Below are 13,302 nucleotides of genomic sequence, written 5' to 3'. Positions count from 1 at the left end.
TAAAGTCAATTCCAAAACCACACCTTGGAGAATTAAAGAACATTTAGAAAACCTGTATGAAAAAAAAGATTGTTTCACTCCTCTTTATCCTGTTTTCAGTAGGAACCTCCTGGTCTCAACTCAATACTGACAGGGTCATGGCTATCGCTCAAAATGCCCTCTACTTTGAAGACTATGTGTTAGCCATCCAATATTTCAACCAAATCATCAGCGTAAAACCTTATTTGCCGGATCCGTATTTGTACAGAGGTATTGCCAAGATTCAATTAGGAGATTTTGCGGGAGCTGAAGCCGACTGCTCTTCGGCACTGGCTCTGAACCCTTTTATTCCGGGAGCATATTATGCCAGAGGATTTTCGCGCATTAAGCTAAAAGAACTCGAAGGCGCAGAATCGGACCTCAACAAGTACTTGGATTATAATCCGGTGAACGACGATTTGTTGCGATTGCGTATTTGGGTCTACGATTTGCAAAAGAAATATGATCTTGCGCTCAAGGACATAGACCAACTGATGAAAAAGAATAAAGACAGCGACCTACTAATGGACAAAGGCCAGATTCTGATGGAGAAAAACGACACCATCGGAGCAATGACGTACTTCACAGATGCAATCAAAGCCGACAGTACCAAATGTAACGGATGGAGTGCTTTGGCTACTTTGAAGATGATGCAACACGACAATGCCGGAGCCTTGCATGATTTTGATAAAGCCATCGCCCTGAAATCGAAATATGCAGGAGACTATATCAACCGAGGATTGCTGAACTACTGGAACAAAAATTATCGCGGGGCATTTGCCGACTATGATAAAGCTATCGAACTCGATGACAAAAGCATTATTGCCCATCTCAACCGGGGGATGTTGCGTTCGGAAGTTGGTGACCTGAACAACGCCGTTTCGGACTTTAACAAGGTAATTGCGGCTGAACCTGAAAATTACGAAGCGCTTTACCAACGCGCTCTTCTGAATACCGAAATTGGAGATTATCGTCAGGCAACACAGGATTTCAACAAAATCATTGCCCGCTATCCGGGATTTTCTCCCGCCTTTTGGGGACGAGCCAAGGTAAAACAACTCCAGCATGATGCAAAAGGTGCTTATCTGGATCAAATGACGGCACAGGAAATTGAGAAGAAAAAGCCCAGAAATCAGGTTAAAAAAGAAGAAGAACCTAATACTCAGGCTCAGATGGCAAAAAGCACCAAGAGCAATGAAACAAAGGCTTCCATCTTCAACGATGTACTTGCACGGGGAGGAAATCCTTCGGACGAAGCTCCTAAAAAAGGTGGCTTAAGGGGTGCAATTCAGAACGTAAACATAGAAATTTCGAACGAACCCAACTTTGTTTTAAGCTATTACAGCAAAGAAAACGAACTGAAACGTCTGGGGTATTATTTCTCTGTTATAGATGATTACAACAAGCAGCACAAGGTGAATGCCAAGTTGAAAATCACGAATGACGAAATTTCGCTCACTCAGGAGATGATTCAAATGCATTTTCAGGCAATTGACAACCTGACTGCCGAAATCAATAGAAAACCAAATGCTGACGCTTATTTTGTTCGTGGTATAAACTATGCCCTGGTCAAGGATTACACGAATGCAGTGCAGGATTTCTCCAGGGTCATTGAGTTACGTCCTGACTTTACAATGGCCTATTTCTGTCGTGCCAACATATTGTACAAATTATTAGACTTTAAGCTAAACAATCCCGAAAACAAAGATGCCAAGTCAGAGTTTAAAGATGAAAAACTCTATAAACATGACTTTGAAACCGTTGCGAAGGATTACAAAAAAGTGATAGAACTGGCTCCGGAATTTGCCTTTGCCCGCTTCAACCTTGGTAATTTGTACTGTCAGGAAAAAGACTTTGAATCGGCCATTGATGTTTATACGGAAGCACTAAAATCTCAACCTGATTTTGCGGAAGCATTTTTCAACAGAGGTCTTGCTTATCTGTTTCTCAACGATGCAAAAAAAGCGAACATCGACCTGAGTAAAGCCGGCGAATTAGGTATATATCAGGCTTATAACATCATCAAGAGACTTAACGACAATTAATTCCTTATTTATACCGTGTTTCGGTCTCTTTTTTGTAATTTTGCGACTTAATTTTTTCACGGAATGAAAAAATTATTTCAATTGTGACATATTACAAAAGTAACTCTGTATGAAGACTATAAAAATAAAAGATAAAGTATTTTCGGTATCAATCCCGGAAGAAAAAATTCAGGAAGCTGTTAAGAATGTTGCTGAACGTATCAACTGGGATTTGGCTGGCAAAGACCCGTTATTTCTTGTTGTACTTAACGGTGCATTTATGTTTGCTGCCGATTTGATGAAAAATGTCAACATTCCGAGCGAAATCACGTTTATCAAATTGTCGTCATATCAGGGAACTTCGACGACCGGTGTTGTGAAAGAAATTTTCGGCCTGAACGAAAGCGTTGAAGGCCGCACAGTAGTGATTGTTGAAGATATTGTCGACACAGGCTTTACGATGCAAAAAATCATCAACTCGTTGAAAGAAAAAAAGGCAGCCGATATCAAAGTTGCTACTTTCTTCCTGAAACCGAATTCGTTACAATGCGATATTGAACTAAATTATGTAGCAATGGAAATACCCAACGATTTTATTGTGGGGTATGGCCTCGATTATGACGGCTATGGCCGTAACCTTAAAGAAATCTATACATTAATACCTGAAAAAGCACATTAAAAGCTAACCAATTTTAATGAACTGTCTCCACGAGGGTGAAGGCGCAAAAGGATTTACATCATGCTTAACATTATCATTTTTGGAGCTCCGGGCTCAGGTAAAGGAACCCAAAGCGAACGTATCACAGAAAAGTATAACCTGCTTCACATTTCGACCGGCGATATGCTTCGTGCCGAAATAGCAGCAAAAACCGAGCTTGGAGAACTGGCTCACAGCTACATTTCCAAAGGTCAGTTGTTGCCAGATCAGGTAATTATTGATATGCTTGCCAAGAAACTTACCGACACTGCTGCCGGACACAAAGGTGTTATTTTTGATGGATTTCCCCGCACGGTTGCTCAGGCCGAAGCGCTCGACGTTCTGCTAAAAAAGAACAATCAGGATGTTTCTGTCATGCTCGAACTCGACGTTGAAAAAGACGAACTTATTACCCGCCTTTTGAAACGCGGACAGGAAACCGGTCGCTCGGACGACAACCTCGAAGTAATTCAAAACCGTCTCGAAGTTTATCACAGCCAAACTACCCCTGTAATGGACTATTACAAGGAAGCCGGCAAATACACTCACATTAAAGGTACCGGCACAATTGATGAAATTTTCGGACGCATTGCAACTACCCTCGACAAGGTAGCTAACTAAGAAACCGTTTACAAATTCAATACAATGAAGACTTCCAAAGAAATTCGCCAATCGTTTCTCGATTTCTTTCAATCCAAGCAACACCACATCGTGCCTTCGGCGCCGATGGTTATCAAGGATGACCCCACGCTGATGTTCACCAATGCCGGGATGAACCAATTCAAGAATATCATTCTGGGGAATGACCCGATTAAGTACCCTCGCATTGCCGACTCGCAAAAATGTTTGCGCGTGAGCGGAAAACACAACGACCTGGAAGAGGTAGGACACGATACTTACCACCACACCATGTTCGAAATGTTGGGCAACTGGTCGTTTGGCGACTATTTCAAGAAGGAAGCTATCGAATGGGCGTGGGAATACCTCACAGAAGTGCTCTGTCTGGACAAAAACCGCCTCTACGTTACCGTGTTTGAAGGATCGCCCGACGAAGGTCTGGAGCGTGATAACGAAGCTGCCGGATACTGGGAACAGCACATCGCTGCCGACCGCATTATTAACGGCAACCGCCACGACAACTTCTGGGAAATGGGCGATACTGGTCCTTGCGGTCCCTGCTCCGAAATTCATATTGACATCCGTCCCGACAGCGAACGTGCCAAGGTGAATGGACTGACGTTAGTCAACCAAAGCCATCCGCAGGTAATCGAAATCTGGAACCTGGTATTCATGCAATACAACCGCAAAGCCGACGGTTCTCTGGAGTCGTTGCCTGCAAAAGTTATCGACACCGGTATGGGTTTCGAACGTCTTTGTATGGCTATGCAGGGTAAACTTTCGAACTACGACACCGATGTATTCCAACCAATTATCACCGAAATCGGTAAATTGTGCGGCATCAATTATGGTGCTAACGACAAAACAGATATCGCCATGCGCGTTATCGCCGACCATATCCGTACCATTTCATTTTCAATTACCGACGGGCAATTGCCGTCGAATGCAAAAGCCGGTTACGTTATCCGACGCATTCTGCGCCGCGCCGTTCGTTACGGATATACTTTCCTTGACCAGAAACAGGCATTCCTTTATAAACTGTTGCCCGCATTGATCGACAGCATGGGCATTGCTTACCCTGAATTGCAGGCACAACAATCGCTGATTTCGAAAGTGATCAAAGAAGAAGAAGAGTCGTTCCTGCGTACACTCGAAACCGGTATCCGTTTGCTCGACAAGGTCATTGACGATACGAAAGCTGAAGGTAAAACCGAAATCAGCGGGGTAAATGCGTTTACGCTTTACGATACGTTCGGGTTCCCTCTCGATTTGACGGAACTTATTCTGCGGGAAAACGGTATGACGGTCAACATCGACGAGTTCAATACCGAAATGCAGAAACAAAAGGAACGTGCCCGCAACGCAGCTGCTGTTGAAACCGGTGACTGGGTAAGCGTTCGCGACGGAGAAACTGCTTTCGTAGGTTACGACCTGCTTGAAACAGAAGCTCACATTCTTCGTTACCGTCTTGTAAAACAAAAGAATAAATCTTTCTATCAAATTGTTCTCGACCAAACTCCTTTCTATGCCGAAATGGGTGGTCAGGTTGGTGACAGCGGCATCATGGCCGATGGCAACGAAACGATAGAAATTTTCGATACCAAACGCGAAAACAACCTGCCCGTTCACCTGACAGCAAAATTGCCTTCCGATGTTACAGCTACGTTCAGCGTAAAAGTAAACGGCGAAAAACGTCAGGCAACGGAAAACAACCACTCGGCAACTCACTTGCTGCACGAAGCTTTGCGCGAAGTGCTGGGAACACACGTAGAACAGAAAGGTTCATTCGTTTCTCCCGACACACTGCGTTTCGACTTCTCTCACTTCCAGAAAGTGACCGACGAAGAAATCCGCAAGGTAGAAGAGCTGGTCAATGCCAAGATTCGCGAAAACCGTCCGCTCGACGAACACCGTAATATGCCGATTGCCGAAGCCCGTGCTTTGGGAGCCATGGCGCTGTTCGGCGAAAAATACGGTGATCATGTCCGCGTAGTAAAATTTGGTTCATCTGTTGAACTTTGTGGTGGAACACACGTACAGGCCACCGGCGAAATCGGATTTTTCAAAGTTGCTGCCGAAAGTTCAGTAGCTGCCGGAATCCGCCGTATCGAAGCTGTTACCGGAGCCGGAGCAGAAACATTTGTTCAGAATCAACAAGACCTATTGAAAGGCATCCACCTGTTGTTCAACAATGCGCCAAACATGATACAGTCGGTTCAGAAAGCGCTGGACGAAAATTCCGCTCTGAAAAAGCAGATAGAAAGCTTCATGCAGGAAAAAATGTTGCAGTTACGCGACATTCTTATCCAACGTGCTGAAGAAATCAATGGCGTGAAGGTAATCCGTCATCAGGGCGATGAAAACCCGGAACTGGTACGTGGGCTTGCTTCACAATTCAAAGGTAAATTCAGCGATGTAAAATTCCTGTTTGTTGCCGGAACAGTATTCGAAGGCAAACCTTCACTCACAATTTTCCTCAGCCAACCAATGGTTGATGCCGGATACAATGCCTCTAACATGGTACGCGAAGCTGCCAAATTCATCAACGGTGGTGGTGGTGGACAACCTTTCCTGGCAACTGCCGGAGGTAAGAAAACAGAAGGACTCGATCAGGCTGTAGCTAAAGTTATTGAGCTGATTTAATCGCCCATCAAACCATAAAAAGCCCCTTGAACAGATTATCCGTTCAAGGGGCTTTTCGTTTGTAAAGAAACAAATTACAACTTCACTGTCAAACCAATTTTTCCATCGGAGAAAGCATTGCCTCCGCCGAATTCGAGATTAAGAGCAACCGTTCGGGAAATAAAATAACGTCCCCCGATCTGCGCTCCAAGTCCAAGACCCGAGGTATGCGAACCGTGGTACATATCGGGGGAGTTCCAGACATAAAACCCGAGGTTAAGTCCGGCATAAAAATCCCAGTTACGGGGAATTCTCAAAAGATTATTGAAATGGTAATTCGCATTACCCGAAATTCCTACTATTGAGTGATCGTAATAATAGTTATCCCAATCCTCACGGTAAGAGCGATAAGAAAGTTCTCCTCCCAGAGTCACATCCCGACTGACAGCATGGTCGAAGCCGAAATAAACCGGAACTCCCCAATCGGAAAAACCTACGCCAAAATTCAACTGCGTGCGCCCCATAGCCAACGAATTCTGGCTGAATGCGATTACCGAAACAAATGCAAAGACAGTAAGTAAAAGATATTTTTTCATCTCTATAGTATTATTTGTTGATTAAAATTCCGAATATCAATCTCTGTCATGACCATGACCATGCCCTCTGTGTCCGGGTTCATTGTCGTGATCGTAGCCGCGATCGGCATCTCTGTCATATTCGCGGGACTTACCATTCTTCTCCCAACCCCGATGCAATCCATTATCACCCCTGAAATCGCGTCGGTTATCCTGACGCATGTTTCTGTAGTCGCGGTAATGCTCTACGTAATACCCATGACGCAGGTATGGTCTGGGCTCATTTACCACAACTTTATACGTTGAGTAAAGATCAAAGTGGCTGTAGCGCCCCGGCAATCTTTTAGCGAACTTCCATCCATTGCCATGAGGGTAAATAAACACGTGTTCGGGAACCGAATAATAGATTCCTAATTCTGGCAGGAAATAGTACTCTGCATAATCGTAAGAAGCCGGTCCCCAGGATGGTTGCACACCAATATTGACGTTCAGCCTGACCTGAGCCTGTGCCGTAACAAAGGACATGAGGCCGACAGCACAAAAAACAAACAACACTCTATTCCATTTTAATGCTAAACATGTTCGTTTCATAGTTCAAATAATTAGTGGTTATTTTTTCGATAGCAAAATTGTAAATTGATGATTTGTATAGGTTACATGATTATAACAATCAACAATTGTGCCAACATAGCCAAACAACTATTAATCAACATCAAAAACCTTCATTCAGGTGTGGAACAATGTAGAAAAGCGAGGAAAAAGAGAGTGGATATTATGATCTAACCAAAAGTTGAATGGAACCAGAGTCCGGTAAGATTTTAGCAAAAAAAATCCTTTCATCCACCCTTTCATAAAGAAAGAGCAGACAAAAGGAATGATGATAGTCCAAAACAGATCCTGAACCATCAGAAGTTCAGAAAAAAAATAACGGATTATTTTTGTGATTGAGAGTCCTTATCAGTTGGCTGTACATCAGACGGTGCCTGATGCTTATTCATGCCGTGTCGCATTGCAGGACGGCCCATTTTATGAGCATCACGCATTCCCATTTTATATCCTTCCATGCGGCCTTTCATACGTTGCATCTTAGCCTGATATTTCTGAAATTGTTCAGGAGTTAAAATTTTCTGCATGTCAGCTTGATGACCTTTCATTTTAGACATAAAATCTTTGCGGAGATCCTGAACACTTTTCTGCATTTGCTGGCGTTCTTTAAGCATTGACAATTCCAGATCTTTCATTTTGGAAACCTGTGCATCAGTCAGGTTCAGTTCCTGTTTCATCCGCTCTACATGTTTCGCAATTCTGTCCTGTGGATTAACAGGCTTCTGTTCTTGTTGAGCAGATACAACTCCCACACTAATAGCTGAGAACAATAGGGCTAAGCCCAAAATTTTGTTTGTCTTCATAAGTCAAAAAATTAAACGTTAATACTAACTCTATTTTGAGAGTGTTTGTGAGTTTGACTTACCAACTATCGACAAGTTTAATACAGTAAGGAATAATTAACTCACAGTCAAAAGAGAAGAAAACAAAACAAACGATAAGTTAATCCGACAATATGTACAAAAAAAGGAAGACAATAATTTGTCTTCCTTAGTGCGATGATTGCCACTCGCTCAAAGTTTAGCATGAGTACCGTCGCAAAACGGTTTGTTTTGGGAATGCTTACACCCGCATAAAAAATATTTTCCGTCCTTTTCGGGAATAAAAGCTACCGGTGTAAATTCGGTACCGTGGTGCGATCCATCACAAAAAGGTTGATTTTTACTCTTACCACAGGCACACCAGTGATACTCTTTTCCTGCTTCAAGTTCTACGGCAAAAGGGCCTTTCTTTGCTACTTCTGGTTCCATATTTTTTGAATTTTAGTAATGAATATAAAGAAGAATATGTAATAAATATTTCATCAACAAATGTAGTCTATTGAAGATAAATCCGATTGCATAATTAAGAAAAAATGTAGCACAAATCTGACAGGATTGTATTTTTAACTATGATTTTACATTAAAATAATAGTTAGGAGTTAAATTCGGTTTCGATTTTTCACCTTTACTTACAAAAACAGACAATTTTGAGCTGTTTATTTTCATACGTACAGAGAATAACGTACATTTGCAGCCATTTTCCACACATCCTATTATATGAGTGACGTTAAACACAAAGTGCCTTTTGGCGTTATCGGGCTGATAGTTGCTATCGGCATCGTTTACGGTGACATCGGGACTTCTCCTTTGTATGTAATGCAAGCCATTGTAGGCGATACCCATAATGCCTCAGCGGATTACATTATTGGTGCAATATCTTGTATTATATGGACGCTGACACTTCAGACAACTGTAAAATATGTACTCATCACCCTGCGTGCCAACAACAAAGGTGAAGGAGGTATTTTATCATTGTTTGCTTTGATACGAAAAAAATACCGTTGGGCTTATGTCATTGCCGCCATTGGAGCTGCCACACTGCTAGCCGATGGCGTTATAACACCGTCCATTACAGTTATTACAGCAGTAGAAGGTATGCATGGCATTCTACCGTCCATGCCAATAATTCCTACCACCATCGGCATCCTGCTGGTTCTGTTTTTCATACAACCCTTTGGAACTGCCTGGCTGGGAAAATCGTTCGGTAGTATCATGCTTATTTGGTTTACCATGCTGGGAGTAATGGGAATAACCCACATCTTTGCATTTCCAGCTATCATACAAGCCTTTAATCCATGGCATGCGATACATTTTCTCATGACAGTGCCCAGCGCATTTGTAATTTTGGGAGCCGTATTTCTTTGTACAACAGGAGCCGAAGCACTCTATTCCGATTTAGGGCATTGCGGATACAACAACATCCGGGTATCATGGATATTTGTAAAAACCACCCTGATTCTCAACTACCTCGGCCAAGGAGCCTGGATCATTACTACTCCGGCTAAAATCGTTCCTGGTGTTAATCCATTTTTTGCCATGATGCCGGACTGGTTTTCACTCTTCGGGGTTATTATGGCTACGTTGGCAGCAATCATTGCCAGTCAGGCATTGATCAGCGGCTCGTTCACCATCATCAGCGAAGCCATTTCGATGGACATTTGGCCAAACATTTACATCAAATACCCCTCGGAAGTCAAAGGACAAATGTATATTCCGGCCGTTAACCACATGCTGATGGTTCTTTGCATTTTGATGGTCATCACCTTTCAGTCGTCTACCAACATGGAAGCAGCTTACGGACTATCGATTACCATTACCATGTTGATGACCACTCTACTGCTGTTTATCTACTTCAAAGCCACCAACAAACCACTTTGGATGAGTGTTCCTCTCTCGCTGTTCTTCCTGACCGTAGAAACCTCGTTCCTCATCGCCAATCTGCACAAATTTGCACACGGCGGCTTTGCCACTCTCATCATTGCAGGTATTCTGTTTGCTCTGATGTACATTTGGTACAACGGACGAAGGATTAAAAACCGTTGCGTGAGTTACGAGCCAATACGAAGCTATATTCCTGTAATAGAAGATATCAGCAAAGACGAAGGGATACCCAAATTTGCAACCCATTTGGTATATGTTACACGAGCCAAATATCCGAACGAAATGGAGAGCAAGATCCTCTACTCTATCATCAACAAACAACCCAAACGTGCCGATACCTATTGGTTTGTTTATTTATTTCGCAGTGACGATCCGTATGAATTCAACTACACAGTGAAGACATTTTCTTCACAAAAAATCTTCCGTATCGACATCACTTCAGGATTTAAGCTGGGCGTGCACATGGATGCATATATTCATAAAATTGCCAAAGAGATGGAAGAAAAAGGGCTGGTAGATTTGGGCAGTCGCTACAGTTCGCTCTCGCACCACAATATAGAAGGCGACTTCCGGTTCGTGGTGGTAGAACGCATCTTGCGTATGCATGCACAAATGCCGCCTTTCAAACGTTCTATTCTGGTGCTGTATCATCTGATGAAACGCATGTCGACCTCCGACACACAGATATTGGATCTCGACCCAACGAACGTTACTGTAGAAAATGTTCCAATGGCACAGATACAATAACGAAAATTGAAAATTATCCAAGAGGTTGCATTCTGACAAAATGCAACCTCTTTTTCGTTTTTATGAGCAACCACGACTTAAAAAACAACATACAAATGAATCAGTTACACTATAAAGCATCTTGCTGCCAGAGATCACGTTATCCTTTCAAAATTTTTGCATAAACTAACAACCGGCAACCCACGAAAAACCCATGGCAGATAAAACATAAAAAGTACCTTTCAGTCTCATCGGGGTAATTATTGCGAAGGCGATTCTCACTCTTTATTGTCTGATCAAGAAACTTTCTACCTCCGACATGTAAATTTTAGACCTCAACCCGTCGAATGTAACCGTAGAAATGGTACCTTTGTTCGACATTTCTCCAGCCTATGCAAAAGCAAAAAGTTAGGTGGAGCAAAAGAACCCTTTCCAAAAATTGTTTCAACACCTTGCCGCTATGCAAAACGACAAAAAACGGATACTTCTCGGCGACAATCAGGATTTAACCAAGCTAGGCATTCTCCATGCGCTGGTAGGGATGAAGTGGGTAGATGAAATCATTGAAATTTCTTCTAAAAAAGAGCTAACGACAAATCTTTTGCAAGAAAACAATGCTATTGTTTTCTTAGACTATACTCTCTTCGATTTTTCCGACGCTTCGGAACTGATAAACCTTTCCGATCGTTTCAGGAATGCACATTGGATAATGGTTTCAGACGATCTGAGTGTCGATTTTCTGAAGCGGGTGATCTACAGCAGCGAAAATTTCAGTGTCATTTTCAAAGATTGCTCCTATCACGAACTGATTGCAACGTTGGAACAAGCCTCCCGCGGAGAACGTTTCATATGCAGCAAAGCATTCAACATACTCACCAGCAAAACAATACAAGAGCCATCGAGTGAAGAGCATAAATTAACTGCTACCGAACGGGAAGTACTCCAGATGATCGCTTCGGGCAAAACCACCAAAGAAATTGCAGCCGAACGCAATCTGAGTTTCCACACCATCAATGCTCACCGCAAAAATATTTTCCGGAAACTCGAGGTAAACAACATACACGAAGCCACCAAATATGCGATTCGAGCCGGAATTATTGATGTTTCCGACTATTACATCTAAAAATTACTTCTTATGAAAATCAGACTTTTTCTTTCCATACTATCACTAATTTCTTTGTTTATCAATACTCATTTTATATACGCCGAGGATGCCAAGACCGACACTACTACAGCACATTCTTTTCAGGCATCGGTCACAACCGGAAACAATCAGATAAATATGGGGAAGAAACAGGAAGCAAATATTCTTTATATCAAGCCTGCTCTGCACTACAGTTATAAGGAAGGCCTCTTCGCCGACTTCTCCTGTGCATATTTCCCGACATTCAACAAATCATCTATCGATAATTTTGCCGTTGGCATCGGCTATAATTTCAATTTGGGAAGCAACCTTTCTTCCAGTCTGGGATACACATTTACCAAGTATTATTCCAACAAGGAAGTAAGCGCAAGTTCTCCTAACGAGCTATCCACATCATTCGGCTGGGACAATCCCGTGATCGCTCCTTCGCTAAATCTGTCGTATAGCTTCGGTTCTATTCGTGATATTTATACCGGGTTGGAGCTATCCCATTCACTTGATTTCGATCATATATTTTGTTCCTCCGACAAACTCTCAATTCCGCTAAGTGTAACCACAAGTTTCGGCACTACCAATTTCTACAAAGAGTATGTGAAGCAAAATAAGATTACCAAAAAAGTCACGAAAGTCAACGCCAAGGCAAACGGAAAGGCAAAAAACAACACCGGCTCGACAACTACTACCACCGAAGTGGTTGATTATACGACTATCAACACGAAATATACGCTAACCGGACTTGCTTTCGGCACATCCGTATCGTACACAATCGCGAACCTTTCATTGACCCCTTCGGTATCGTATCAGATTCCATTCAACCAACCCAGTGATTTGAAAAGCAGCCGGTCTATCATTGTTTCATTTCAAATAGCCTATTCATTCTGATGGTTCAAAAATCATTTACCATATTGGCCGACGGATGTTTTCCCTCTCATGAGATCCCTTTGTCGCATCTGCGAAATGCGCAGTGCGTGGTATGCTGCGACGGAGCGGCAGTAAAACTGACTGAATTCGGCCGTGAACCCGATTATATTGTAGGAGATCTCGATAGTCTGTCCGGGACATTCAAGGAAAAATATGCCGACAGGCTCTACCCTTCGGCCGATCAGGAGACCAATGACCAGACCAAAGCTGTGCAATTTTGCAAAGAGCAAGGGGCTACGGCTATTACCATTATCGGAGCTACCGGATTACGGGAAGACCATACTCTCGGCAACATATCTCTGCTGGCCGACTATGCCGAAACATTTCCCGATATTGATATGATGACCGATTACGGCGTTTTCACCGTCATGACCCGAAGTGGCTCCCTGCCCAGTTACAAGGGGCAACAAATATCTATCTTTGCACTCGACAGTCAGGCACCGCTCTCGGTGGGCAACCTGAAATATCCGATTCCAAACAAGCCGCTATCGTCGTGGTGGCAAGGCACACTGAACGAAGCACTGGGAGATTCTTTTTTTCTAACCTTCGACGAAGGGCGCTGGATTGTGTTTCGATGCTACTGAACCTACCACACATGTGGTATAAAATTACCATTCTTGGGGGATTTTCCGGCATGGACAAACCCTTT

The 13,302-nt window shown here is 43.0% G+C and carries 12 protein-coding genes; 8 read left to right on the top strand and 4 right to left on the bottom strand.

Annotated elements, in window-relative coordinates:
• Positions 1 to 56 precede the first annotated feature (56 nt).
• The 4 genes from F8N35_RS03140 (at position 57) to alaS (ending at position 6,000) form a co-directional block, all read left to right on the top strand.
• A complete protein-coding gene (locus F8N35_RS03140; protein WP_293049902.1) occupies positions 57 to 2,063 on the top strand; it encodes a tetratricopeptide repeat protein in 2,007 nt (668 codons plus the stop codon).
• Between the two features lie 109 nt (positions 2,064 to 2,172).
• Positions 2,173 to 2,721, top strand: a complete 549-nt coding sequence (hpt, locus tag F8N35_RS03135; RefSeq protein ID WP_293049901.1) for a hypoxanthine phosphoribosyltransferase — start codon at positions 2,173 to 2,175, stop codon at positions 2,719 to 2,721.
• Positions 2,722 to 2,781: 60 nt separating this feature from the next.
• Complete coding sequence (locus F8N35_RS03130) at positions 2,782 to 3,360, top strand: adenylate kinase (protein WP_293049900.1); 579 nt, start codon at positions 2,782 to 2,784, stop codon at positions 3,358 to 3,360.
• 24 nt (positions 3,361 to 3,384) lie between these two features.
• Positions 3,385 to 6,000 (top strand): alanine--tRNA ligase, encoded by a 2,616-nt coding sequence (gene alaS, locus F8N35_RS03125; protein ID WP_293049899.1) that lies wholly within the window; start codon positions 3,385 to 3,387, stop codon positions 5,998 to 6,000.
• Positions 6,001 to 6,074: 74 nt separating this feature from the next.
• On the opposite strand, the gene F8N35_RS03120 is transcribed toward alaS, so the two are convergent.
• From F8N35_RS03120 to F8N35_RS03105, 4 genes are all read right to left on the bottom strand, one after another.
• Positions 6,075 to 6,575 (bottom strand): hypothetical protein, encoded by a 501-nt coding sequence (locus F8N35_RS03120; protein ID WP_293049898.1) that lies wholly within the window; start codon positions 6,573 to 6,575, stop codon positions 6,075 to 6,077.
• 36 nt (positions 6,576 to 6,611) lie between these two features.
• On the bottom strand, positions 6,612 to 7,145 hold the full coding sequence (locus F8N35_RS03115) for a hypothetical protein (RefSeq protein WP_293049897.1): 534 nt from the start codon (positions 7,143 to 7,145) through the stop codon (positions 6,612 to 6,614).
• Positions 7,146 to 7,486: 341 nt separating this feature from the next.
• On the bottom strand, positions 7,487 to 7,963 hold the full coding sequence (locus tag F8N35_RS03110) for a Spy/CpxP family protein refolding chaperone (RefSeq protein WP_293049896.1): 477 nt from the start codon (positions 7,961 to 7,963) through the stop codon (positions 7,487 to 7,489).
• Positions 7,964 to 8,173: 210 nt separating this feature from the next.
• Positions 8,174 to 8,410 carry a CDGSH iron-sulfur domain-containing protein gene (locus tag F8N35_RS03105; protein ID WP_293049895.1) on the bottom strand — a complete coding sequence of 79 codons (237 nt, stop codon included), beginning with the start codon at positions 8,408 to 8,410 and terminating at the stop codon, positions 8,174 to 8,176.
• Positions 8,411 to 8,698: 288 nt separating this feature from the next.
• Here F8N35_RS03105 and F8N35_RS03100 point away from each other — a divergent pair, with 288 nt between their 5' ends.
• The 4 genes from F8N35_RS03100 to F8N35_RS03085 all read left to right on the top strand — a co-directional run bounded on the left by F8N35_RS03100 (position 8,699) and on the right by F8N35_RS03085 (position 13,237).
• On the top strand, positions 8,699 to 10,609 hold the full coding sequence (locus F8N35_RS03100; RefSeq protein ID WP_293049894.1) for a KUP/HAK/KT family potassium transporter: 1,911 nt from the start codon (positions 8,699 to 8,701) through the stop codon (positions 10,607 to 10,609).
• 439 nt (positions 10,610 to 11,048) lie between these two features.
• Complete coding sequence (locus F8N35_RS03095) at positions 11,049 to 11,711, top strand: response regulator transcription factor (protein ID WP_293049893.1); 663 nt, start codon at positions 11,049 to 11,051, stop codon at positions 11,709 to 11,711.
• 12 nt (positions 11,712 to 11,723) lie between these two features.
• Positions 11,724 to 12,614: a hypothetical protein gene (locus tag F8N35_RS03090; protein WP_293049892.1), complete on the top strand. Its 891-nt coding sequence runs from the start codon at positions 11,724 to 11,726 to the stop codon at positions 12,612 to 12,614.
• A complete protein-coding gene (locus tag F8N35_RS03085; RefSeq protein WP_293049891.1) occupies positions 12,614 to 13,237 on the top strand; it encodes a thiamine diphosphokinase in 624 nt (207 codons plus the stop codon). The genes F8N35_RS03090 and F8N35_RS03085 overlap by 1 nt, the downstream gene beginning before the upstream one ends.
• Positions 13,238 to 13,302 lie beyond the last annotated feature (65 nt).

The organism is Paludibacter sp. (assembly GCF_009712605.1).
Lineage (GTDB): Bacteria > Bacteroidota > Bacteroidia > Bacteroidales > Paludibacteraceae > Microbacter.
This window is presented reverse-complemented; position numbering and strand designations above follow the sequence as displayed.